Origin of the sequence: Mycolicibacter terrae, assembly GCF_010727125.1 — a bacterium.
GTDB classification, from domain to species: domain Bacteria; phylum Actinomycetota; class Actinomycetes; order Mycobacteriales; family Mycobacteriaceae; genus Mycobacterium; species Mycobacterium terrae.
This window is the reverse complement of record NZ_AP022564.1, coordinates 4,037,759-4,061,674: the sequence shown is the minus strand read 5'-3', so window position 1 is coordinate 4,061,674 and position 23,916 is coordinate 4,037,759. Positions and strand designations below refer to the sequence as shown.

At 69.1% G+C, this 23,916-nt stretch carries 21 protein-coding genes; 12 read left to right on the top strand and 9 right to left on the bottom strand.

The annotated features are described in order from the left end of the window. Positions 1-279: a cytochrome C oxidase subunit IV family protein gene (locus G6N23_RS19205; protein WP_085260883.1), complete on the top strand. Its 279-nt coding sequence runs from the start codon at positions 1-3 to the stop codon at positions 277-279. Here G6N23_RS19205 and G6N23_RS19200 read toward each other — a convergent pair. Continuing rightward, complete coding sequence (locus G6N23_RS19200) at positions 261-1,958, bottom strand: MmpA family trehalose lipid delivery protein (protein ID WP_085260608.1); 1,698 nt, start codon at positions 1,956-1,958, stop codon at positions 261-263. The genes G6N23_RS19205 and G6N23_RS19200 overlap by 19 nt on opposite strands. A 6-nt stretch (positions 1,959-1,964) precedes the next feature. Beyond that, a complete protein-coding gene (locus G6N23_RS19195; RefSeq protein ID WP_157997499.1) occupies positions 1,965-3,230 on the bottom strand; it encodes a cell envelope lipid trafficking protein PgfA in 1,266 nt (421 codons plus the stop codon). 156 nt (positions 3,231-3,386) lie between these two features. Here G6N23_RS19195 and G6N23_RS19190 point away from each other — a divergent pair, with 156 nt between their 5' ends. Next, positions 3,387-4,526 carry an acyltransferase family protein gene (locus G6N23_RS19190; protein WP_234808599.1) on the top strand — a complete coding sequence of 380 codons (1,140 nt, stop codon included), beginning with the start codon at positions 3,387-3,389 and terminating at the stop codon, positions 4,524-4,526. Here the strand turns inward: G6N23_RS19190 and G6N23_RS19185 are convergent. Continuing rightward, the gene (locus G6N23_RS19185; protein ID WP_095174107.1) at positions 4,463-5,791 is read right to left on the bottom strand and encodes an oxygenase MpaB family protein; all 1,329 of its coding nucleotides are present in this window, start codon (positions 5,789-5,791) and stop codon (positions 4,463-4,465) included. The two genes, G6N23_RS19190 and G6N23_RS19185, sit on opposite strands and share 64 nt — an antisense overlap. A gap of 100 nt (positions 5,792-5,891) precedes the next feature. On the opposite strand from G6N23_RS19185, the gene G6N23_RS19180 reads away from it, so the two are divergent. Beyond that, positions 5,892-6,473: a TetR/AcrR family transcriptional regulator gene (locus G6N23_RS19180; protein WP_085260884.1), complete on the top strand. Its 582-nt coding sequence runs from the start codon at positions 5,892-5,894 to the stop codon at positions 6,471-6,473. Between the two features lie 6 nt (positions 6,474-6,479). Here G6N23_RS19180 and G6N23_RS19175 read toward each other — a convergent pair whose 3' ends face one another. Further along, on the bottom strand, positions 6,480-7,457 hold the full coding sequence (locus tag G6N23_RS19175) for a phosphotriesterase family protein (protein WP_085260612.1): 978 nt from the start codon (positions 7,455-7,457) through the stop codon (positions 6,480-6,482). An 82-nt stretch (positions 7,458-7,539) separates the two neighbouring features. On the opposite strand from G6N23_RS19175, the gene G6N23_RS19170 reads away from it, so the two are divergent. Next, complete coding sequence (locus G6N23_RS19170; RefSeq protein WP_085260885.1) at positions 7,540-8,490, top strand: acyl-CoA thioesterase; 951 nt, start codon at positions 7,540-7,542, stop codon at positions 8,488-8,490. 3 nt (positions 8,491-8,493) lie between these two features. Here the strand turns inward: G6N23_RS19170 and G6N23_RS19165 are convergent, their stop codons facing one another. Next, positions 8,494-8,952 (bottom strand): MarR family winged helix-turn-helix transcriptional regulator, encoded by a 459-nt coding sequence (locus tag G6N23_RS19165; RefSeq protein ID WP_085260613.1) that lies wholly within the window; start codon positions 8,950-8,952, stop codon positions 8,494-8,496. Positions 8,953-9,110: 158 nt separating this feature from the next. Between G6N23_RS19165 and G6N23_RS19160 the strand changes: the two genes are divergently transcribed. From G6N23_RS19160 to G6N23_RS19140, 5 genes are all read left to right on the top strand, one after another. Next, a complete protein-coding gene (locus G6N23_RS19160) occupies positions 9,111-10,208 on the top strand; it encodes an LLM class flavin-dependent oxidoreductase (protein ID WP_085260614.1) in 1,098 nt (365 codons plus the stop codon). Beyond that, positions 10,205-10,798, top strand: coding sequence for an FMN reductase (locus G6N23_RS19155; RefSeq protein WP_085260615.1), 594 nt, complete (start codon positions 10,205-10,207; stop codon positions 10,796-10,798). Before G6N23_RS19160 ends, G6N23_RS19155 begins: the two co-directional genes overlap by 4 nt. A 17-nt stretch (positions 10,799-10,815) precedes the next feature. Further along, positions 10,816-11,415: an NAD(P)H:quinone oxidoreductase gene (gene wrbA / locus G6N23_RS19150; RefSeq protein WP_085260616.1), complete on the top strand. Its 600-nt coding sequence runs from the start codon at positions 10,816-10,818 to the stop codon at positions 11,413-11,415. A gap of 121 nt (positions 11,416-11,536) precedes the next feature. Beyond that, on the top strand, positions 11,537-12,220 hold the full coding sequence (locus tag G6N23_RS19145; RefSeq protein ID WP_085260617.1) for a TetR/AcrR family transcriptional regulator: 684 nt from the start codon (positions 11,537-11,539) through the stop codon (positions 12,218-12,220). After that, on the top strand, positions 12,217-13,161 hold the full coding sequence (locus tag G6N23_RS19140; protein ID WP_085260618.1) for a R2-like ligand-binding oxidase: 945 nt from the start codon (positions 12,217-12,219) through the stop codon (positions 13,159-13,161). Before G6N23_RS19145 ends, G6N23_RS19140 begins: the two co-directional genes overlap by 4 nt. 15 nt (positions 13,162-13,176) lie before the next feature. Here the strand turns inward: G6N23_RS19140 and G6N23_RS19135 are convergent, their stop codons facing one another. Then, complete coding sequence (locus tag G6N23_RS19135) at positions 13,177-14,553, bottom strand: NADP-dependent succinic semialdehyde dehydrogenase (RefSeq protein WP_085260619.1); 1,377 nt, start codon at positions 14,551-14,553, stop codon at positions 13,177-13,179. 112 nt (positions 14,554-14,665) lie between these two features. On the opposite strand from G6N23_RS19135, the gene G6N23_RS19130 reads away from it, so the two are divergent. Further along, positions 14,666-15,601 (top strand): hypothetical protein, encoded by a 936-nt coding sequence (locus G6N23_RS19130; protein WP_085260620.1) that lies wholly within the window; start codon positions 14,666-14,668, stop codon positions 15,599-15,601. A gap of 83 nt (positions 15,602-15,684) precedes the next feature. On the opposite strand, the gene G6N23_RS19125 is transcribed toward G6N23_RS19130, so the two are convergent. After that, complete coding sequence (locus G6N23_RS19125) at positions 15,685-19,932, bottom strand: alpha-(1->3)-arabinofuranosyltransferase (protein WP_085260621.1); 4,248 nt, start codon at positions 19,930-19,932, stop codon at positions 15,685-15,687. A 58-nt stretch (positions 19,933-19,990) separates the two neighbouring features. Further along, complete coding sequence (locus G6N23_RS19120; protein WP_013827163.1) at positions 19,991-20,164, bottom strand: DUF2613 domain-containing protein; 174 nt, start codon at positions 20,162-20,164, stop codon at positions 19,991-19,993. Positions 20,165-20,409: 245 nt separating this feature from the next. Between G6N23_RS19120 and G6N23_RS19115 the strand changes: the two genes are divergently transcribed. Both G6N23_RS19115 and G6N23_RS19110 read left to right on the top strand, forming a co-directional pair. Then, on the top strand, positions 20,410-21,588 hold the full coding sequence (locus G6N23_RS19115; protein ID WP_085260622.1) for a glycoside hydrolase family 3 N-terminal domain-containing protein: 1,179 nt from the start codon (positions 20,410-20,412) through the stop codon (positions 21,586-21,588). An 80-nt stretch (positions 21,589-21,668) separates the two neighbouring features. Next, complete coding sequence (locus G6N23_RS19110) at positions 21,669-22,295, top strand: TetR/AcrR family transcriptional regulator (protein ID WP_085260623.1); 627 nt, start codon at positions 21,669-21,671, stop codon at positions 22,293-22,295. A gap of 11 nt (positions 22,296-22,306) precedes the next feature. Here the strand turns inward: G6N23_RS19110 and G6N23_RS19105 are convergent, their stop codons facing one another. After that, positions 22,307-23,794 carry a PE-PPE domain-containing protein gene (locus tag G6N23_RS19105; protein ID WP_085260886.1) on the bottom strand — a complete coding sequence of 496 codons (1,488 nt, stop codon included), beginning with the start codon at positions 23,792-23,794 and terminating at the stop codon, positions 22,307-22,309. Positions 23,795-23,916 lie beyond the last annotated feature (122 nt).

Here is a 23,916-nt window from a genome sequence, read left to right as displayed (position 1 = left end):
GTGACTGCCTACCGTGGTAACCCCCTGATCTTCGTGTGGGCCCTGCTCACGCTTGTGACCATCGCGTCGTGGCAGACCGCCCGGGACGCCGGCGAGTCACACCACCTCAACGCCACCGTGACCGTCATCGTGTTGTTGATCGCCGCAATCAAAACCCAACTGGTGATATGGCATTTCATGGAGGTCCGGCACGCGCCCACCTGGCTCAAGATGACCACGAACGGTTGGCTGCTGGCGCTATTCGGATTGCTGTTCGGCTGCTACTTCGCCGCCGGATAGCATCGCCGAATCAGCGGCGCCGCCAGACCGGCCGCACCCACCGCCAGCATTGCCAGCCAGATCAGATGCGCCGCCAGCACAGCCCGGCGCGGGCCCGCGGAAACCTTGGGCGCGCGGCCACCGACCCGGTAGACGGTGAAGTCGGAATCGCGGTAGGCGATCGGCAGCCGCATCAGAGTCTTTGCCGCATTGCCCATTTCGCCACCCGCGGCGGACTCGGACACCACCCATCCCACCCCGTGGACGCCGAGCGTGGCTGGTTCGGCGCCCGACAGTAACGCCTGCTGCACCGCGCGGGCGTGATTGCCTTCGCCGGGTACGGTCTGGCCGCCGACGTTCAGATCGCCGGTGGCCAGCACCTCGGCGCGCACCCACCGGCCCAACGGGTCGAGCACCGGCGCCGGGCCGGCCCAGGAGAAGTGCCGCATCGTGTCGGCCGGCAGCACGGCCACCGGCCGCGGATCAGCGTTGATCTTCGCGGCCACCGCCGCCCAGCCGGGCGGGTACGCCACCGGTTCGACCCGCCCGGCCACGCCCCAGGCCAGGTCGGGAAGCGCGACGATCAGCGCGACACAGCACACCAGTGCCGCCCGCGCCGCGGGTAGCCGGTCCCGCAGACCCGCCACCGCGCCGGCGCCGGCCAGCGCGTAACCGGGCACCGCCAGGGCCACCCACTTCTGACCGTCGCGCAGCATCCCTGCGCCGGGCACGACATCGACCGCCCAGCGCAGCACCGCCAGCCCCGGGCCGGTGGCCAGGATCGCCAACAACAGCACGGTCGCGCCCGCCAGCACCAGCATCGGCCGCGCGGCGGGGCGGTCTCGCACCACCGGCAGCCCCAGCGCCACCACACCCAGGAGCGCCGCCGTCGCCACCAAGGCGAGAACCGTTGTCCGCGAGCCCGGTACCGCGTCGGCGTTCCAGATCCCGCCGAGCCCGGCGAGGCTGCCCAGGGTGCCCAGCCCCGGTTCGGCGCGGGCCGCGAACGCCGCCACCCCGGCCGACTCGCCGCGACCAGACCCCGGCCCCACTACCAGGGCCATCAGCCAGGGCAGCGCCGCGGTGGCTGCGATCGCCACCGCACTGGTCGCACACCACCACTTCGGCGGCCCGGAACCCGGCACCGCGACGCACACCAGCGCCACCACCGCGGCCAGCAGCAGCCCGGTCGGGGTCAATCCGGCCAACGCCAGGAAGAACACCAACCCGAACAGCCCGGCGCTGCCGGTTCTCAGTGCCAGCATCGCCACCGCAACCCATGGCAGGCACCCGTACCCGACCAGCAGGCTCCAATGTCCCTGCAACAACCGCTCGGCCACGTAGGGATTCCAGATCGCGACGGTGACCGCCACCAGCTGTCCGGGCAGCCCGGCATCCGGCAGCACCGCGGCAACCAGCCGCGCCGCACCGTAGCCGGCCAGCCACAGACCCGCGATCAGCAGCGCTTTGACCACGATGCCGCCGTCGGCCAGCCGCGAGGCCAGCGCCACCGCGAAGTCCTGCGGTACCGCCCGCGGCGCCGCCTCACCCAGGCCGAGGGCGGTCGACGTCAGATACGACCGCGGCGTCGACACCGCATCGCGCAACAGGAGATAGCCGGGGCGCAGCAGCGGCGCCAGAATGAGCAGCGTCAGCCCCAGTGCATAGCACGGCGCGAACCAGCGCCCGGCTCGCACCACCCGGGGTCAGGGCTGATCGGCGGCCGGATCCGGGTTTCCGCGATCCGGTGGGCTGGGCTCGGGCGGCGTCGCCGGGCGGTCCAACTGGGGGCGTTGCGTCGGCAGCTTCTCCGTCTCGGCCTCGGCACCGGACGTAGGCTCGGTCGTCGGTGATCTGGGCGCGAAGCCGCCGAAGAATCCACCGTCGGAGCCACCGCCCGGCCGGCCCAGGGCGGTCTCGGCGGGCAGGCTGAACCAGCCGACCAGGACGCCGCCGATCAGACAGATCAGCCCCGCGGCGGTGAAGGTGATCGGCAGGACGCGCGACCACAGAGCGACCCGGTCCCGCTCGTTGCGGGCGGCGTCGACCTGCGCCTCGATGGTCTCCTCGGAGCTGGTGACGGTGTAGTCGGCCAGCGCCACCTCGGGCTTGAGCGGGTCGCGAGCGTAGTAGTGGTTGGCGTGCACCTTCGATTTGACGATGGTGCCCGAGACCGGATCCACCCACATCGTCTTCTGCGCGGCGTAGTACCGCGTCATGGTGATGTCCTCGTCGGGGTCGCCGCCCTCGATGTTCCACATCCGGGCGGGAGCGGTGATCTCCCCGTCCTCGTCGTGGCCGTACAGCGACGGGTAGCGCACCGGCTCGGACAGGGAGCCGTCCGGGTCGTAGCCGACGTTCTGGACGAACCGGTAGGTGGTCAGTCCGTTGACGTCGTCCTCGCCCTCGTAGTTGGCCTCGTAGGCCTTCTGCGCGATCGGGTCGAAGTACTGGTAGGACTGCTTCTGGGTGTCGAAGGGGAACCGGTAGGACAGTCCCTCGTGCGGCAGTGCGATGTTGGTGGGCGGGCTGTCGTCGTCGTAATTGCGCGGGCGCTGCACCGAGCCACCCGGGTGGGCGTCGTCCGAAACCGCCTCGGCGGAGGCGCGATTCAGCGTCACGGTGTCGACGATGGCCAGCAGCAGGCCGGTGTCCTTCTGCCTGTCCGCACGCCGCAGCGACGAGCCGGCCTGCAGGGTCACGACGTCGGCGTTGGCGGGCGCCTCGACCCCGATCTGCTGCTGGGACACCAGCGGCACATCCTGGTCGACGACGGCGTGTTCGCTCCCGAGGGACTCCGGGTCCAGCGCGGCGCCGGAGCCGTTGCTGATCAGGGTCACGTCGAGATCAAGCGGAATCTTGGCGATCTTGCCCGCGGTATAGGTGGACAGCAGCAGTGCCGCGATCAGCAAAGCGGCGCCGAGGCCCATGACTGCGCATGCCGCGATACGCATCATGATTGCTCGGTTCACGTCGCCGTACCCTCCCTTTTCAACCCGCACCTAAATCTGTCTGACCCTAACAGCAGAAGTTCAAACAGCTACTGTGTGTCCATTGATGCTTTGGACCGCGATCAGGTGAACCAGCAGGTCGGCGGCGTGCGCAGCTTCCTGCCCGCCGTCGAGGGGATGCGCGCCTGCGCCGCGATCGGCGTCGTTATCACCCACGTCGCCTTTCAGACCGGGCACTCCTCGGGGATCACCGGCCGGCTGTGGGGGCGTTTCGACATGGCGGTGGCGGTGTTCTTCGCCTTGAGCGGGTTCCTGCTGTGGCGTGGACATGCGGCGGCCGCGCGCGGGTTGCGCCCGGCGCCGCCCGCCGGGCACTACCTGCGGTCTCGCGTCGTGCGGATCATGCCGGCCTACCTGGTGTCGGTGGTGGTGATCCTGGCGCTGCTGCCCGACGCCGGTGGCGCCAGCCTGACGGTGTGGCTGGCCAACCTGACGATGACGCAGATCTATGTGCCGCTCACCCTGACACCGGGACTGACCCAGATGTGGAGTCTGGCGGTGGAGGTCAGCTTCTACATCGCCCTGCCGGTCCTGGCGCTGGGGGCGAAGCGCCTGCCGGTGCGCGCCCGGGTGCCGGTGATCGCCGCGGTGGCGCTGCTCAGCCTCGGCTGGGGATTCCTGCCGATTCATACCCCCTACGGGGTGAACCCGCTGAACTGGGCGCCGGCCTACGGCTGTTGGTTCGGGGCGGGCATGCTGCTGGCCGAGTGGGCGTTCAGCCCGGTCACCCGGGTGCACCGGCTGGCGCGCCGGCGACTGCCGATGGCGTTGCTGACCCTGGTGGCGTTTGTGGTGGCCGCCTCTCCGCTGGCCGGCCCGGAGGGGTTGACCTCGGCCACGGTCGGCCAGTTCATCGTGCGCACCGCGATGGGCGGCCTGCTGGCCTGGGCGCTGCTGGCGCCGTTGGTGCTGGACCGGCCGGACACCCCGCACCGATTCCTCGCCAGCGCGCCGATGGTCACACTGGGCCGCTGGTCCTACGGGATCTTCATCTGGCACCTGGCCGCGCTGGACATGGTGTTCCCGGTGATCGGCCGATTCGCGTTCACCGGGGACATGGCGGTGGTGCTTGTGCTGACCATGGTGTTCACCGTCGCGATCGCCGCGGTCAGCTACGCCCTGGTGGAGCAGCCGTGCCGGGAGAAGCTGCGCGGATGGGAGACCCGGCACCCGGCCGAGCGGCCCGACGCCTCTCAGGCGGCCTTGCCGGACGGCGTGTACTCGGCGGCGTCGCTGGTGTACTCCGGCTTGCCGTAGGTCTCCAGCCGCCGCTTGAGCAGCCGGAGCACGTAGGCGCCGGTGATCCGGCGCAATCCCGGGGTTCGGACGGCACGTTCGACGACCATCAGGCGGCCCAGCACGAACGGAGCCGTGAGGGCGATCCGCACATAGTCGCCCGCCACCAGCGTGACGCCCATCTTCGCCGCTTCGGCGCGCTTGCCGCCGGTGAACATCCGCACGAAAAAGAGCTTGCTGTAGCTCTTCTCGACGGCGTCGGCGATGCGCTCGCGCAGGGTGTCCTCCTGCCGCAGGTAGGCGGTCATGGTCGAGCGGACCAACTCCCCACAGGTGTCGTGGTCGAAGTCGTCGCGCAGCAGTGCCGCACGGGCACTGAGCACCCGGATGATCTCGCCGGGCGTGGTCGGCAGCAACTCCTCGGGCAGGCCGAGCAGAACGCAGCGGTAGCGGGTGAACTCGACGACGGCTCGCTCGCTCGCCGTGAACTCCGTGCGCCCCTTTCGGCGGGCGTCCATCGCGATGACGTAGAGGTCGATCATGCCGGCCGGCATCTGATCGAGCTGCGGAATCGGCAGCCCGTAGATGCCGACGTCCCACTTCGGGGAGCGCTTGAGCGCGTTGAAGCGGACCATCGAGTGCATCAGCCGCACCATGGCGGCGGCCTCGAAGCCCGGCCCGTACCGCTCCAGTGCGCCGGGCAGGGTGGTGACTGCGAAGAAACTGGTGGTGTCGTTGACCCGCCCGGCGGCCCGCTTCCCCGACAGCGCGCCGGTCAAGGCCATCGGCAGCGCCGCATAGGTATTGAGGAAGGTCGCGATGAACGCGCCGCGGACGACGAACGGGGCCAACAGCGCCATCGGGACGCGGGAGTGCTCGGCGCCTTTGCGAACCAGATCCATGTCCAGCCAGTCCGGAACGGTTTCCATGTCGGCGATGAACGCGGCCAGCTGGGGCGGCGCGTCGGGCACCGCGTCGATGCCCTCCTTACAGGCCAGCTTGAGCATGCTGATCAGGGTGCTGACGCTGTACTGGCCCATCAGCGCGGCGTAAGAGTCGGACACCACATCGCCCAGCCAGGTCGCCGTCGAGATCAGCTCCACGGCGGCGTCGTCGGCCAGCAGCTTGGCTCGGGTGGAGGGCTTGCCGCGCAGTGCCGACACGTCATCGGGACTGGTGGTGGTGCGGTAGGGCTGCGTGTTGAAGTCCAGGTCGCCGTAGAGCTCCGGCAGCAGCTCGGCCTGACGGCGGACCCGCTCCTGCAGCTCGGGGTAGTACACGGGCAGCGTGGGCACAGAAGACCTCCGATTAACTAACATATCGTTAGTTACAAGTAACAGATCGTTAGTTATGCTGTCAAGCGTGATCCCGAGCAGCCGGCGGCGGATGACTGGCGAGGCACGGCGTGAGCAGATCCTCGATGTCACCCATGCGATCGTCGACGCCGAGGGCTTCCACGCGGCGACGCCTAACCGGGTCGCGTTGGCGGCCGGCGTCAACCGGTCACTGATCTACCAGCAATTCGGAAGTCCCGCAGGGCTTTTCGTCGCGCTCATCGACCGGGAGGCGGGCCGCGCCGCAGCCCAGTTCGCCGATGCGATCACCGGCACCGAAGACCCCGAGGCCGAGGGCTTCCTGGCACGGGTGTTCGACGGGGTGCTGCGCGCCGCCGACGGCCATGCGCCGACCTGGCGGTTGTTCCTCTTTCCGCCCCAGGGGGCGCCACCGGAGCTGCATCAGCGCCTCGCCCGCGCCGAGGCCGCCGTCCGTGGCTTCCTCACCCGCGAGTTGCTGCGCAGCGTTCCGGATCTGGCGGACCCGGACTACACCGCCCGCATCGTCTACGCCGTCGGTCGCGAGCTGCTGCAGCTGCGGCTCAGCGATCCCGAACAGGCCACACCCGAGCGGCTGCAAGCGCTGCTTCGCGCTCTGGAGCTGAACGCCGGGAACCGATCCCAGCCGCAGTGACCGGCCTCAGTAGGCCCCGGAGTGCTCGAAGATCTTGCGTGGATTGTCGACCAGCATGGTACGCAGCTGGTCATCGGTGACGCCGCGCTGCCGCAGCGCCGGGATCACGTCATTGTGGATGTGCAGGTAGTGCCAATTGGGCGCGGCCACCGAGCTCAGTTCGCCGGGCAGCGCGTCGAAGTAGCAGTTGGCGTCGTGGGAGAGCACCATCTTGTCGGCGTGCCCGCGCTCGCACATGGCCGCCACCGTGTTGACCCGGTCCTCGAACGGCAGGATCAGGTCGATGCCGAACCGGTCCATGCCCAGATACGAGCCGGCCGCGATCAGTTCCTCCAGGTAGCCCAGATCGGTGCTGTCCCCGGAGTGTCCGATCACCACCCGGGACAGGTCGACGCCTTCCTCTTCGAAGATGCGCTGCTGTTCCAGGCCGCGGCGCAGTCCGGCGTGGGTGTGGGTGGAGATCGGTGCGCCGGTCCGCCGGTGTGCCTGGGCGACCGCGCGCAGCACCCGCTCGACGCCGGGGGTGACACCGGGTTCGTCGGTGGCGCACTTGAGGATCGCCGCCTTGATCCCGGTGTCGGCGATGCCGGACTCGATGTCGCGGACGAACATGTCGGCCATGATCTCCGGACCGTCCAGCATGGTTCCGGGGCCCCGGTAGTGGAAGTAGAACGGCACGTCGTTGTAGGTGTAGACGCCGGTGGCGACCACGATGCTCAACGCGGTGCCGGCGGCGACGCGGGCGATGCGCGGGATGTAGCGGCCCAGCCCGATCACCGTCAGATCGACGATGGTGTCGACCCCGGCGGCTTTCAGCTCGTCCAGCCGGGTGATCGCCTCGGCCACCCGGGCGTCCTCGTCGCCCCAGGCTTCAGGATAGTTCTGGGCGATCTCGGTGGTCATGATGAACACGTGTTCGTGCATCAGGGTGACACCGAGGTCGGAGGTGTCGATCGGTCCGCGCGCGGTGCTCAGCTGTGACATGGCTTGATACTAGGGAGATACCCGCCATCTGCGCCGAGAATTGGTGTCAGGTCCGCTGATCCGTCGGAGGGGAGGCATGTTCATGACGTCAGAGGGGGCGGCGCAGCCGCGTTCGAGCACCACGCTGCGGTTCCTGGCCAAGGCGACTGATGTCGGCTACGGCGACCGGATCGATGGCGGACATGTGCTGGAGTGGGTGGACAAAGCCGGCTACGCGTGTGCGGCGGAGTGGAGCGGACGGTACTGCGTGACCGCGTTCATCGGTGACATCCGCTTCACCAGGCCCATCGCCGCGGGGGAGCTCGTCGAGGTCAATGCGCGCATCGCCCATACCGGGCGCAGCAGTATGCACCTGGCCATCACGGTCTCTTCCGGAGATCCCCGCACCGGGGATCTCACCCGGACAGCGCAGTGCCTGGCGGTGTTCATCGCGGTCGACGACGACAGCAAACCGGTTGCGGTGCCGGAGTTTATCCCCCGGACCGAGCGGGAGCAGCGCCTGCAGTCCGCGGCCCGACGCCGCGCCGCGAAGCGTGCCGACATCGACGCCGCCCTGACCGTTCAGCACTACAGCGACGACAGCTCGGCGCCGTGCGCGGTGCTGCGATTCCTGGCGGCGCCCACCGATGTCAACTGGGGCGGAAAAGTGCACGGCGGCAAGGTGATGCGCTGGATCGACGAGGGTGCATTCCTGTGCGCCTCGCAGTGGACCGGTGCACAGGTGGTCGCCTCGCGGATCACCGGTATTCGGTTCTACCGGCCGATCGTGATCGGCAACATGATCGAGGTCCGTTCCCGGCTGATCCACACCTCAGCCAGGCGGTTGTATATCAGCGTGCATGTTCGTTCGTCCGACGTGCGAACTGGTGCCGGCGAGATCGCGGCGCACGCGATGGCGCTGTTCGCGGTGCTCGGCGAGGATGGGCGCGCGATGACTGTGCGGCAGTGGAGTCCGGTCACCGACGAGGATCGTCGGCTGGACCGGCACGCACTGGAGCTCGCCGAGGTGTTGCGTCGCGCCGAGGCGGGGTAGTGCTCATGGGTTGCCCAACAGGTTGTCGCGGATCTGTGCGTAGGAGTGGGTGAACAGTTCCACCTCCCGCCGGCTGAGTAAGTCGAAGAGGTTGGCACGCACGGCGTTCACGTGGCCGGGCGCCGCGGCCCGCAGCTTTTCCGCGCCTGCGTCGGTGAGCTCGGCGTAGAGCCCGCGCTTGTCTTCGTCGCACTTGACCTGGTGAACCCAGCCGGCGTCGGTCAGCCGCTTGACGGCGCGAGTGACCCCGCTACGGGTCGCCACCGTGATATCGGCCAACTCGTTCATCCGCATCCGGTGCTGCGGGGCCTCGGACAGTAGCGCGAGGATCTCGAAGTCGGACAGGTTGATCCCCGACTCGGTGGCCAGCTGCCGGTCCAGGACGCGAAGCAGCAACCGCGTGCTGTCGAGATAACCGCGCCACATCCGCTGTTCCCCTTCGTCTAGCCACGACGTCTGCATGCTCCGAAATATAGTTGATATCGATATGGTTGTCGAGGGGTGGATGTCGTGGTTAACGTGCAAATTACCTCAGTTCAGGATCTAAAACTCGTTTTGATCGCAACTATCGTGTAGCGTGGCGAACCCGAAGCAAGGAGGCAGTCGTGTCGAGTACCGGTATGCAGTTCGGCATCTTCACCGTCGGCGATGTCACCGTCGACCCGACCACCGGCCGAGCGCCGACCGAAGCCGAGCGGATCCAGGCGACCGTGGCGATCGCCAAGAAGGCCGAGGAGGTCGGCCTGGACGTCTTCGCCACCGGCGAGCACCACAACCCGCCGTTCGTGCCGTCGTCGCCGACCACCCTGCTGGGCTACATCGCGGCGCAGACCGAGCGCATCCAGCTGACCACCGCCACCACGCTGATCACCACCAACGACCCGGTGAAGATCGCCGAGGACTACAGCGTGCTGCAGCACCTCGCCGACGGCCGGGTGGACCTGATGTTGGGGCGCGGCAACACCGGCCCGGTGTACCCGTGGTTCGGCAAGGACATCAGGGCAGCCCTGCCCCTGACGGTGGAGAACTACCAGCTGCTTCGCCGGCTGTGGCGGGAGGAAGTCGTCGACTGGAGCGGCGAGTACCGAACCCCGCTGCACGGGTTCACGCTGGCGCCGCGACCACTGGACGGGGTCCCCCCGTTCGTCTGGCACGGCTCGATCCGCAGTCCGGAGATCGCCGAACTAGCCGGGCACTTCGGCGACGGCTTCTTCGCCAACCACATCTTCTGGCCACCGTCGCACACCAAACGGATGGTGGCGTTCTACCGTCAGCGCTTCGAGCACTACGGCCACGGCGGCGCCGACCAGGCGATCGTGGGGTTGGGCGGTCAGGTGTTCATCAGGCCCAACAGTCAGGACGCGGTGAATGAGTTCCGGCCCTACTTCGACAACGCCCCGGTCTACGGCCACGGCCCTAGCCTGGAGGAGTTCAGCGCCCAGACCCCGCTGACGGTCGGCTCGCCGCAACAGGTCATCGACAAGACCCTGAGCTTCCGGGACTACGTCGGCGATTACCAGCGCCAGCTCTTCCTGGTCGACCACGCGGGCCTGCCGTTGAAGACGGTGCTCGAGCAGCTCGACCTGCTGGGTGAGCACGTCGTCCCGGTGCTGCGCAGGGAGTTCGCCATCGGCCGGCCCGCGCATGTGCCCGGCGCGCCGACGCACCGGGCGCTGGTCGAGGCCGCGAGCCGGCCCGAGATCGAGAAGGCGTCATGAGGCTGGTAGTGGTGAGCGGTGGACTGCGCGAGCCGTCGTCCACCCGGCTGCTGGCCGACCGGCTCGACGAGGCGGTACGCGCAGAGCTCGGCCGGGCCGGCATCGACGTCGTCACCGAGGTGGTCGAGCTGCGCCGGCTGGCCCGGGCGATCACCGACGCCATGGTCACCGGGTTCGCCGCACCGGAGTTGGAGCAGGCGTTCGAGAAGGTTGCCGACTGCGACGGGTTGATCGCGGTGACGCCGACGTTCAATGCGACGTTCAGCGGATTGTTCAAGTCGTTCTTCGACGTGCTGCCCGAGCGGACATTGAATGACACGCCGGTGCTGATCGCGGCGACCGGCGGAACCGAGCGGCACTCGCTGGTGCTCGACCACGCCCTGCGTCCGCTGTTCTGCTATCTGCACGCGCTGGTGTCGCCGACCGGTGTGTACGCCGCCACCTCAGACTTCGGAGTGCAGGGGCTGTCGAAGCGGATTGCCAAGGCGGCCAGCGACTTCGCCCGGCTTTTAGCGATCTGCGGACCCGGCCGTGGCAATACGGTCACCGCGGAACTCGATGAGATACACCGCCTGCTTGCAGGCGCTTAACAGAAGGAGCAGTGAAAATGACGAAGTTGGCGGTTATCTACTACTCGGCCACCGGACACGGCACGGCGATGGCGCAGCGGGTAGCCCGGGCGGGCGAAGCCGCGGGCGCCGAGGTGCGCCTGCGGCACATCGAGGAGACGCGGGACCCGGCCACGTTCGCCCAGAACCCGGCGTGGACCGCGAACTACGAAGCGACCAAGGATCTGCCCGCGGCCACCGGTGACGACATCGTCTGGGCGGACGCCGTCATTTTCGGTTCGCCCACCCGATTCGGTTCTCCCTCAGCGCAATTCCGTGCCTTCCTCGACGGGCTGGGCGGGCTGTGGGCCAAGGGCGAACTCGCCGACAAGGTCTATGCCGGCTTCACCTCAAGCCAGACCGTTCACGGTGGGCAGGAGGCCACGCTGCTGAATCTGTATGTCTCCCTGATGCACTTCGGCGGGATCCTGGTGCCGCCGGGCTACACCGACCCGATCAAGTTCGGTGACGGCAACCCCTACGGCGTCGGGCACGTCACCGGTCCGGACAACCAGAACGAGCTGACCGAGACCACCCTGGCAGCACTCGATCACCTGGCGACCAGGGTGGTGGGCGTCGCCGCCAAGCTCGCCGGGTAGCGCGGGCCGGGACGGCCGGGTCGGGTGCGTCCGGGGCGGCCGATCCCGGCGCCGAATGGGTATTGAAACGTGACCGGACTCACACTAGAGTGACCAGTGGTCATTCCAGTGAGGTGGTGCGATGCCGACGGTGACGTGGGGACGTGTCGACCCGGCGCGCCGGGCTGCGGTCCTGGAGGCCGCCGAGGCGGAATTCAGCGCACGCGGTTTTTCGCACGGCAGCCTGAACGTCATCGCCCGGCGCGCCAAGGTCGCCAAGGGCAGTCTGTTCCAGTACTTCGCCGACAAGGCGGACCTGTATGCGTTCGTGGCCGACACCGCCGGTCAGCGGGTCCGTTCCTACATGGAGCGACAGATCGTCGAACTCGACTCCGACCGGCCGTTCTTCGAGTTCCTCACCGACCTGCTCGACGTGTGGGTCGCCTACTTCGCCGACCACCCGCGGGAGCGGGCGCTGCATGCCGCGGCCAGCCTGGAAGTCGACTCCGACGCCCGGATCAGCGTGCGGACCGTCATCCACCGTCACTACCTGGAGGTGCTGCGCCCACTGGTGCGGCAGGCGCGGGACCGCGGCGACCTGCGCACCGACGCCGACACCGAGGCGCTGCTGTCGCTACTGCTGCTGATCTTCCCGCATCTGGCGCTGGCCCCCTACCTGCGCGGCATCGATCCCATCCTCGGACTCGATGAGCCCACCCCGGAACAACCGGCCCTGGCGGTGCGCCGGCTGGTAGCCGTGCTGGCCACGGCATTCGGTGGCGAGACGACTCGCCATCGGCATCCATCGGAGGAGGCAGTTCCATGACCCGTACCCACTTCGACTCCCTGGCCGCAGGCGGACTGAACTGGGATAGTTTGCCGCTCAAGCTCTTCGCAGGGGGCAACGCGAAGTTCTGGAACCCCGCCGACATCGACTTCTCCCGTGACCGGGCGGACTGGGACGCGCTGACCGACCGGGAACGCGACTACGCCACCCGGCTGTGCGCGCAGTTCATCGCCGGTGAGGAATCGGTGACCCAGGACATTCAGCCGTTCATGGCGGCGATGCGTGCCGAGGGCCGGCTCGGTGACGAGATGTATTTGACCCAGTTCGCTTTCGAGGAGGCCAAGCACACCCAGGTGTTCCGGATGTGGCTCGACGCCGTCGGCATCACCGAGCAGCTGGACAGCTTCCTCGAGCCCCTGCCGACCTATCGGCGGATATTCAACGAGGAGCTGCCCGAATCGCTCGGCACCCTGGCGGCCGATCCGTCACCGGCTGCGCAGGTGCGGGCGGCGGTGACCTACAACCACTTCGTCGAGGGCACGCTGGCGCTGACCGGCTACTACGCCTGGCACACGATCTGCGTGCAGCGCGGCATCCTGCCCGGCATGCAGGCCCTGGTCGGGCACATCGCCGACGACGAACGACGCCACATGGCCTGGGGCACGTTCACCTGCCGGCGTCACGTCGCCGCGGACGACGCCAACTGGGCGGTCTTCGAAGCCCGGATGAACGAACTCATGCCGCTACTGGGCAGCTACACCGCCGAGGGAGACGCGATCTACGGTGGCGACACCCCATTCGGCCTGTCCCCCGACGTGGTGTTCAACTACGCCATGGACAAGGGGATGCGGCGGTTCGGCACGATCAGCAGCGCCCGCGGCCGGCCCGTCAGCGAGATCGACGTGGACTACAGCCCGGTGCAACTGGAAGACACGTTCGCCGATGAGGACAGCAAGCTGTTGGCCACGGCCTCGGCCTGAACCCGGTGCCGGGCCTCAGGCGACCCACACGGTCTTGAGGTTGCAGAACTCGCGAATGCCGTGGCCGGACAGTTCCCGGCCGTAGCCCGACCGCTTGATGCCGCCGAACGGCAACTCCGGATACGACACGGTCATCCCGTTGATGAAGACCTGGCCCGCCTCGATCTCGTCGGCGAATCGGCTGATCTCGTTCTCGTCGCGGGTCCAGGCATTCGATCCCAGGCCGAACGGGCTGGCGTTGGCGATCTCGATGGCCTCGTCGATGCCGGCGGCCCGGTACACCGACGCCACCGGCCCGAACACCTCTTCGGTGAACAGCGGCATGTCGCGGGTGATGTCGGTGACCACGGTGGGCGGATAGAACCAGCCCGGGCGGTCCAGTCGCTTTCCGCCGCATCGGATCACCGCCCCGGCTGCGGCCGCGTTGTCGACCTGCTGCTCGACCTCGTCGCGGCCCTGCTCGGTGGCCAGCGGCCCGACGTCGGTGTCCGGGTCGGTGGGATCGCCGACCCGCAGCGCCGACATCTGCTCCGTGAACTTGGCGACGAAGTCGTCGTAGATGTCGGCGTGGACGATGAACCGCTTTGCGGCGATACATGATTGACCGTTGTTCTGTACCCGGGCGGTGACCGCGGTGCGCACCGCGGCCTCCAGGTCGGCCGACGGCATCACGATGAACGGGTCGCTGCCGCCCAGTTCCAGCACGGTGTGTTTGACCTCGTCGCCGGCGATGGCCGCGACCGACCGCCCGGCCGGTTCACTGCCGGTCAGGGTCGCCGCCACCACCCTCGGGTCGCGCAGCACCCGCTCGACGGCGCCCGATCCGATCAGCAGGGTCTGGAAGCAGCCATCGGGAAAGCCCGCGCGGGACAACAGGTCCGAGAGGTACAGCGCGGTCTGCGGCACATTGGAGGCGTGTTTGAGCAGGCCGACGTTACCGGCCATCAGGGCCGGCGCGGCGAACCGCACCGCTTGCCAGAGCGGGAAGTTCCACGGCATCACGGCCAGCACCACCCCGAGCGGCTGGTAGCGCGCATACGCCCTCGACGCGTTCACCGTCGCGGCGTCGGCGGGCTCATCGGCCAGTAGTGCTGCGCTGTGGTCGGCGTAGAACCGGAAGCCCTTGACGCATTTGAGCGCTTCGGCCTTGGCCGAGGTCAAGGTCTTGCCCATCTCCAGCGTCATCATCGCGGCGACTTCGTCGGCCTCGGCCTCCAGCAGGTCGGCGGCCGCGTGCGTCCAACGGGCACGCTGGGCGAAATCGGTGCGACGGTACTCGACGAAGCGGGCTGCGGCGCGGCCGATCGCGGCGTCGATCTCTGCTTCGGTGGCTGCGGTGAACGTCTTGACCGTCTCCCCGGTAGCCGGGTTGGTGGTGGCGATTGCTGGCACGCGGGGTCTCCTTCGGGCGCTGCGGTATGACGTGTGCAGGTCCAGCCTGCCACCATCGGACCGCGTAGGCTCGCGACGAACCAGCCTCAGACATCGATACGGGAGTCAACGGATGCGTTTCAACCCCCCGCCCAACTGGCCGCCTGCGCCGCCCGGCTGGGCGCCGGATGCCGACTGGGCGCCGGATCCGACGTGGCCGCCCCCGCCTCCCGGCTGGCAACTGTGGGTCGACGACTTCGGTCAGGGCGCAGCAGCTCCGGTGCCTTATCCGCCGTACGGGCCGCCGTGGCCGATGCCGGCACCCGACCACGGACACCGGCAACGCAAGGTGTTGTGGCTTTCGCTGGCCGCGGCCGCGGCGGCGGTCGTGGTGGTCGTCGGACTGGTGCTGGGCTTCGGCGGCCGGCTCACGGCCGAGGAGAAACCGTCGCGCAAACCCGACATCACCGAGCTGACCTCGGAGATGCTGGTCGACCGGGCATCCTTCCCGGACTCCTCGGGCGGCAAATGGATCAGCGGGGTGAACAGCGCCGGCGACAGCCCATCGGAGATGCCGAACCTGACCGTCGACCCACCGGAATGCGCGGACTTCTACTCCAGTCCCCAGTCGGCCTCCCAGACGGCGACGGCCACCTTGGCGCAGCTGCAACCCGGTGGTCTGCACTCGATGAGGGTGCGCCTGGCTCTGACGCCGGACCGCCCGAATCTCAAGGCCGTTCTGGACAAATGCCAGTCGTTCAAGCAGACCTTCGAGAGCGGCGGGCGGAGCGTCACCACTGATATCCAGCTCAGCCCGCTGGACGCCGAGGGAGTGCCGCCCTGGGCGGTCGCGACGGTGATCACGAGTTCCAGTAAGGCCGCCATCCGGCTGCCGATCGCGATCACCGCTTCCACCATCTCCGGGTACTACCGCGGCGTGCTCGTCGTGGCGACCAGCAACGAAATCGGGCTGCGGACCGAGCAGGACGAGGCCGACGATGCCGCCAATGCCGAGGCCCTGGTGAAACTGTTCAACACTCAGATCGAGAAGCTCGAAGCCGCACCGTAATTGGGGCGCTGCCGGGCCGGGGTTCGCAGCAGGCACCCCAGAGTTCCCCTGGGCCCGACTCCGTCGGGTTTGCGACCACCGGGTTAGTCGCGGTGGCCCGCTGCGCCCGACTCCGTCGGGCTTGCGACCACCGCCACCGCCACCAGTACCGCAACCGAGACCAAAGCCGCCAGCTGCACTCCCGCGGAATTGCCGGCGTAGCCGTCCACCGACCGCCACGGATGGCGGCACAACACCGCACCGGCCAGGATCAGGCCACCGGCGCTCAAACCGAGTCGAGCCGCATCAAAGGCGCGCCGGCGATGCCGCAGCGCGAACAACACGAGCAGCGCCGCCCCGAATACAACGGCTCCGGCGGTCCCGGCGATCAGGGCGCCGACCGCCAGCGCGCCGAGCACCGCCACCCGGCGACCGGGTTGCCAGGGCTGCGCCGGCGGACCGGGATCGTGGGTCCGGCGCGCCGGCCACCAGGCCAGCAGGGCCAGCAACGGCAACAGGGCCAGGCCACCGGCCATCCCCAGGCGGTACATCCGGTTGGGCGCGAACACACAGGTGATCGTGCCGTCGGTGCCCGCGGGCACCACCCAGCCCTGCTGCCATCCGTTGACCGCGACCGGGACCAGCCGGGTGCCCTCCGGTGTGCGCGCCACCCAACCGGCGTTGATGCTCTCCGGGACGACCAGCACCCGGGGCGTCGCCGCGCCGGAGACCGACACCTCCCGACGGGCCGCACCCCAGCTGCCGATCACAGCGGGCGTCGTCACCGAACCTGCGACGCCGTGCGCGGCCGCCGGCCCGGACAGCGTCGCGCCGTCGACGACGAACGCCGATCCCGGGCTGATCAGCAACTCCTGCTCGCCGGGCGGCAAGGCGATCGGCTGAGTGTCGCAGGGCCGTGCCGGCACCGGTTCGTCGTCGAGCAGGGCCCCCACAGTGGTGGTGATCGAGGTGTGGACGAACCGGCCGGCGATCGCGATGATCGGGCCGTGGCCGCAGCCGATACTGACCCGCCGAGACCGGTTGCGCGAGGCGTCGGCGGGGGACACCGGACGGCCGTCGGCGCCGAGCACAGCGACCTCGGCCAGCCCGGGCGGTTTGAGCTGGTCGAAGCCGATCGCCGTCCGGTCGATCACGTCCTGCCAGTCCAGCAAGCTGATCGTGACGGTGTCGGTGACCTGCGGCTGCAACCGCACCCGGTGTTCGTCCGACTCGCCCAGCTCCCGGACCTGCGGACCGGAACCGAGATCGACGGCCACCAGCCTGGGCCGTGCCGGCAGCGGGGACCTGCTGGCGGCGAACCGCAATCCGGTTACCTCGACCGGCCGCGGCAGCGTGAGGGTCAGTGTCGGCGGAGAACGGTGGGCGACCACGCGTTGCGACGCCGTCCAGGAGGTGCGCGGATCGCCGTCCGCGGCGGCGTAGGCCGATCCGAGCACGTCGAGCACATCGGCGTCGCCGTGGGCGCGCGTGGTGCCAGGCTCGGCGATCAGGTCGACCAGGTGGGGGCCCTGGCGGGGCCGCACCCAGACGGTCGGGGTCACCGACATGGGCCGCGGCACGTTCAGGGTGCGGCTGAAGGTGGCGGGCTCCTCGGGCTCCAGCATCATCGAGGCCGCGCAGCGGACCGTGTCGGATGCCGCCGCACACCCGGTCCGGCCGGGCAGGCCGGCCCCCAGATCCCACTGCGCAACCTGCGCACCCGCCGGTGGAGCCGGGACCAGCGCGGTGTGGCGCAGGTCGACCGGATGCGCGAAACCGGAGGCGTCGTACTGGGTGACCGACAGGTCGGTGATCCCGAACTGCACGCCGGCTGAGCCGTCGTCGGTGCCCGACGCGGTGATCCGCACCCAGGGCGTCTCGCCGTAGGGCAGCGCGGCGATCAGCGGCTCGCCCGCCTGGTCGAACCGCAGTGTGGTGGTGCCGTTGACGGTGGAGATCTGGATGCGCCGCACCTGCGCGCCGACGGCCGTCGCGCTGGGCGTCACGGTGATGGTGCCGTTGGTCAGCGGGTGGTCGAAGTCCACCTGCAGCCACTGACCTACCGCCGACTGCAGCGCGTTGGACACCCAGGCCGTGCCCGGGTCGCCGTCGATGGCGGCGGCCGGCGACGTCGACGGTGCGACGTCGGGCAGGGTGGTGGCATCCGAGGAGGAGCTCGACGCGGTGAGCCGCCCGCCGACCCAGCCGCCGAAGACGGTGGCGGCACCGGGCGTCGGATAGTCCGGCACCCGGCTGTGGGTGTGGCGGGTGTCGCCGGCGGCCCGGATCGTCGACGAGTGGTCGTCGACCCGGCCGTAGTCGGTCTCGCGAGCCAGCGGCGTGTCGGTGACGGTGACTCCACCATGGCCGGGGGCACCCAGGTCGGCGCGGCGGGCGTCAGCGGCCATCAGCACCGGACCCAACACCGGCTCGCCGCGCAACCGGCGGTGTTCGTCCAGCCGCAGCAGCACCTCCGGGCCCCCGGCGACCCGCGGCATCCGGTCCAGCTCCGCCAGGTACGGCGCGCCCGGATTCGCGTCGTCCGCCGGATCGCCGACGCGGTAGATCTCGATCGCCGGATAGGCCGGGCGCAGGCCGCTGTCGGACACGAATCCCGGCACCGTGCCCGATCCCACCGGCTCGCCGAACTGTGCCACCCGGTGCAGTCCGGGTGAGCCGTCGACCGCGCGGTGCACCAAGAGCGGCCTCGCCGACCGCGAGGTGTCAGGGTCCAGGTCGTTACGGACCACCAGATATGAGATGCCCTGCCGGGCAAGGGTGTCGGCCAGCCCGGCCGAGGGGCGGCCGGCGGCGAACAGGCGCTGCACCGAGTCCAGCGCCCGGATGGTCTGCGGCGGGGTCAGCGGAATCGAGTCCCGGACCCCCCAGGGGCCGGCGTCGAGCACCTGCAATGGTTCGTCGTGACTGCTGCCCCAGGTCTGGGTGGCGAATGGTGCGCCCGGAGCCACCAGGACCCGCCCCGGCGTCGGCCCGCCGTTGTTGTGTTCGCCCAGCCAGGCCGCGGCGTCGCGCCAATACTGGGGCAGCGCGGAAAATGTTCCCGGCGGGGTGAGCCGGCCGGTCCAGGCCAGCGAGGTGCTGACCATCAACGCGGTCAGGATCACCAGGCCGACCGCGGCGGCCTTGTGGTGTTCGGGGTGAACGTAGGCACGCCGCCACACCGCCGTCGGCGCGCTGCCCGGCAGCGGGATCCGGGACAACAGGTAGGTCAGCCCCAACACCAGCGGAATCCGGATCACCGACTCGAGCTTGTGCACGTTGCGCAGCGGGGCGCCGGCGCCGTCGAGGAACGCCTGCACCGGGTGGGCCAGCGGCGAACCCAGGCCGCCGGCATAGCCCAGCGCCAGCAGGGTCACCCCGACCAGCAGCATCGTCACCAGCCGCCCGGCGCCGGGAAGTCGCCGGCGCAGCAGGCCGGTCAGTCCGGCGAGCCCGCCGGCGGCCACCAGACAGGTGCCCAGGATCATCACCGGGCGGGTGACCAGGGGTGCCCCGGCGGTGGCGTTCGGAGCCACGAACGGTGTCCAACTGTGGGTGCCGCGCAACATCTCGGTCAGCGACGTCCACCGGGTGGTCACGCCGGCGGATTCGATGAAGTCCAGGAACGGCGGACTGACCCGGCCCAGTAACACCAGGGCCACCACCCACCACGTCACGGCCAGTGCCAATGCCAGCAACCACCAGCCGGTGAAGGACCACCAGCGCCGGTTCGGGCGATGACACAGCCACCAGATGATTGCCGGGAGGCAGCCGGCCAGCGTCGCGACGGCGTTGACGGCGCCCATCAGGGCGACCGCCACCCCGGCCTGGCCGGCCAGCATGCGCACCGGGCGCCCCGGGCGTTCGGTCCCCGGCGCGCCCAGCGCCCGGATGACCGGCAGCAGCACCCACGGGGCCAGCATCATCGGCAGGGTCTCCGACGAGATCGAACCCAGCGTGGTCAACACCCGCGGGGAGAGGGCGAAGGCCGCGGCGCCGATCAGCCGCGCGGTCGGAGTCCCGATCCGCAGCGTCTCGGCAACCCGCAGCAGGCCCCAGAATCCGACCGTGAGCAGCAGGGCCCACCACAGTCGTTGGACGACCCAGCCGGGCAGCCCCGCCACCTCGCCGATCAGGAAGAAGGCGCCGTGCGGAAAGAGGTAGCCGTACGCCTGGTTCTGCACCTGGCCGAACGGCAGTTCGCTGCTCCACAGGTTGACGGCGCGGGCCAGGAACCGCAGCGGATCAGCGGTCAGGTCGAGTTTGGTGTCGGGGGAGATCCGCCCGGGCGACTGGATGAAGCTGCAGGCCAACGCGAGCGCAGCGACCAACCACAGCCAACGCCTGGACAACCGTCCTACACCTTGCGACTCCGCCTGCGGACGGCCGGAAGCTGGCGGCGTCCGCAGGTCAGCCGCGGTTGCCGTATTCCACCCTGTTCAACACCGATGACTGCGGGTCGCCTCCGGCGATCTGCGGCTTGGTGTCCTGTTGCACCATCAAGGTGACCCCGAAGACCGCTGCCGCGCCGAGCAACACCCCGACGACGATGCTGATGGCTGCCGGCACCACGAACCGAGGCATGGTCTGGCTCCTTCCGCAATCCCGCGAGGTGAACTCGGGGCGCCATCGAACTGCCCCCGCTGGACCCCGACCGCCAACGTAGCATGCGGGTCCTGCGTCCCGGCGGTTCAGCGAGGCTCGACGAAGGAGAGGTGACGCTGGGACCGCCGCATGGGCCCCGGCGGTTCAGCGAGGCTCGACGAAGGAGAGGTGACGCTGGGACCGCCGCATGGGCCCGGTTCGTCCGGTCGTGACAGCATGGTGCGATGCCTGGACCGCTGACTCGACAACTGCCCGGCCTGCTGCTGGCGGCCGCCCTGCTGCCGGCGCTGGTGACCTCCTGCTCGCATGGAACCCAGACGCCTGCACCGGCATCGGAGGCGGAGTCGCCCGGTGCCACGACTTCCGGAGCAGCGGTGGCTCCGCTCTGCGGGCAGCTGGCGGCGTTGCCGATCCGCGACAAGCTGGCGCAGTTGGTGATGGTCGGGGTCCGCGATGCGGCCGACGCACGGGCCGTGGTGACCGACCATCATGTCGGCGGCATCTTCATCGGCAGCTGGACCGAGTTGTCCCTCCTGACTGACGGTTCGCTCAAGGAGATCGCCGGAACCGACGGGCTGCTGCCGCTGGCGGTCAGCGTCGACGAGGAGGGCGGCCGGGTGTCGCGGCTGTCGAAGTTGATCGGGCCCTCGCCGTCGGCGAAGGAGCTGGCCGCCACCCGCAGCGCCACGCAGGTGCGGGAGCTGGCGGCCGAGCGGGGCCGCAAGATGGCCGACCTGGGTATCACCGTGGACTTCGCGCCCGTCGTCGACGTGGTGGATGCCGGTACCGACGACGACACCGTGATCGGGGACCGCTCGTTCGGTTCGGATCCGGCCAAGGTCACCGAGTACGCCGGCGCGTACGCCCAGGGGCTCCGCGATGCCGGGCTGCTGCCGGTGCTCAAGCACTTTCCCGGCCACGGTCACGGCTCGGGCGACTCGCACACCGCGGGGGTGGTGGTCACGCCGCCGTTGGCGCAACTGCAGGACGAGGACCTGGTGCCCTATCGCACCCTGGTCACCCAAGAGCCGGTGGCGGTCATGATGGGCCACCTGGAGGTGCCCGGCCTGACCGAGGACCCCGCCAGCCTGAGCCCGGCGGCGGTCACGCTGTTGCGCACCGGCACCGACTACCACGGCCCGGCTTTCAGCGGCGTGGTGTTCAGCGACGACCTGTCGTCGATGGCCGCCATCACCGAGCACTACGGCGTCGCCGAGGCGGTGTTGCGCAGCTTGGCGGCCGGCGTCGACGTCGCGCTGTGGGTCACCACCGACGAGGTGCCGGCGGTACTCGACCGACTGGAGCAGGCCGTGGCCGCCGGCGAACTCAAGCAGGAAGGGATCGACGCCTCGCTGGCGCGGGTGGCAGCGATGAAAAAGCCCGGGACACACTGCCACCGGTGATCTCGCCACCGCGACCGATCACAGAAGTTACTCTTCGGTAAGATCATCGGTCAGGCAGAACGCGGAAGGACTCCGAGTCGATGGCAGCTGGCAGCAAGCGGTTACCGCGGGCCGTACGTGAACAGCAGATGCTCGACGCCGCGGTACAGATGTTCTCGATCAACGGCTACCACGAGACCTCGATGGACTCGATCGCGGCGGCCGCCCAGATCTCCAAGCCGATGCTGTATCTGTACTACGGCTCCAAGGAGGAGCTGTTCGGGGCGTGTCTGGACCGCGAGCTGCAGCGCTTCGTCGAGGCGGTGCGCACCGCTATCGACTTCCAGCAACCCCCGAAAGACCTGCTACGGAACGCGGTTCGGTCGTTTCTGCACTACATCGACGCCAACCGGGCGTCGTGGATCGTGATGTATGCCCAGGCCACCAGTTCGCAGGCGTTCGCTCATACCGTGCGCGAGGGCCGCGAGCGGATCGTGGAGCTGGTCGGCCGGCTGTTGCGCGCCGGGACCCGCAACCCCGAGCCCAGCGTCGACTTCGAGCTGATGGCGGTGGCGCTGGTGGGCGCCGGCGAGGCGATCGCCAGCCGGGTCAGCACCGGCGACACCGACGTCGACGAGGCGGGCCAGCTGATGATCGACCTGTTCTGGCGCGGCCTCAAGGACGCGCCCGGCGGCCGGGACGAGGCGGGCAGCGCCGCGGTCGGGTGACCGGCGCGGGCTCAGGCCGTGAAGAGGTCCTGGATGGTCGCGGTGATGTCTGCGACCGCGCCGTTCAGGGCGAGGAATTCGAAACCGGCCGCCAGGGTGCCCAATCCGACGAGTCCGGCGACCGGCAGGCCGATCGCGTTGAGGATGTCGCCTTGGGCCAGTTCCTGGGCGAACACGCTGGCGGCATACGCCGGTGCGGTGGTGAGTAGGGCGTTGAGGATGTCGGCAGTGGGGAGCAGGGTCGCATACGCCGTCGAGGCGATGCTGCTGAGCGCGTTGACGATATCGACCAAGCTGGGCAGCGTGTTCATGACCGCCGACCCGGTGCCGCCGAACAGGTCCGCCGCGGTGGGTAGCGACAGGTGCGACAGGTCGTCGACGAATGCGTTCCAGCCGTCCTGGGCGCCGTTGCCCAGCGCGGTGAGCACCTCCCCCCAGTCGAGGTCGGTCGGGAACAGCTCGAACGGGGTGGCCACGTCGGCCGGGCCGGCCGACCAGCCATCGGTGATGCTGCCGTAGCCGAGGTTCACCAGGACCCGCATAGCCGGTTCCAGTAGGTCGTAGAGCGGCTGGCCGAAGAGCGGGATCGACTGGAGCGGCATCAACAGCGGCAGGATCTCGCTGGGAATCATGAAGTACTGGGCGTTTCCGGCGTAGTCCTCGCTCATCGGCAACTCGATGGCCGTCGCCAGCTGCTCGGGGGTCAGATCCGGATAGATGGTGTGCTCGTAGATGATGCCCAGGACGGCGTTGAGGTCGGCGAGAAAATTGATCGGGTACTTCGGGAAGTCGGCGTAGCCGTCGTATTCCAGGGTGTAGACGCTGGTGGCCCACGGCGCGTCGTCCGGGATCGCGCCGTTGAACGTGATGCCCAGGCTCGGGATGCTCGGGTAGCTGCCGTCGGTCAAGACATCCATACGTTCGAACAGGCCGCCGTTGGGATTGTTGGGGGCCCCCAGCAGCACGAAGGACAGCTGGTCGGCGGTCGGCTGCTGGTCGGCGGGCAGCGCCAACAGATCGCGCATGACCATGGTGGAAATGGTGCTGCTCTGCGAGTAGCCCAGTACGACGAGGTTGTTGCCCTCCGCGATCTGCTGGTTGATCGTGTCGTGCAGGATGGTGACGCCCTGGGCCAGGGATGGGTCCAGTTCCAGGCTCTTGACGCCGCTGTTGGGGTAGAGGCCCTCCGGGGTGAACAGACCGTTCGCCGCATCAACGGGGTAGGTGGGCTGGCCGGCGAAGAACGGGGTGCTGGGGTTGATGTAGCGGGCGCTGAGCGCGTCGATGTAGCTCTGGGGAGGTATCGGCAGGCCGCTTCCGCCCATGATCCAAGATTCGGTGTCCAGCAATTTCGCTTGAGCCAGCACCGATTTCGTCCCGGCCGCGGCAGCGGGGTTCAGCGCCGGTGCCACGCTCAGTGCGACTGCCGAGGTGATCGCCAGCGGTGCGCCGAGGGCCCGCAGCGCCCGAGTGGTGTCAAGACGAAACGTGAAGGTCATCGGCATGTCCTTACAATTGACTTCTAGTTGCGGTCCTCACACCTGAGCAGCGGGAATGTCGGCCGAACCCGAGTTGACTGTTCACCTGAACAGCTAGATTAACTGTGACGGAGCTGTTAGCG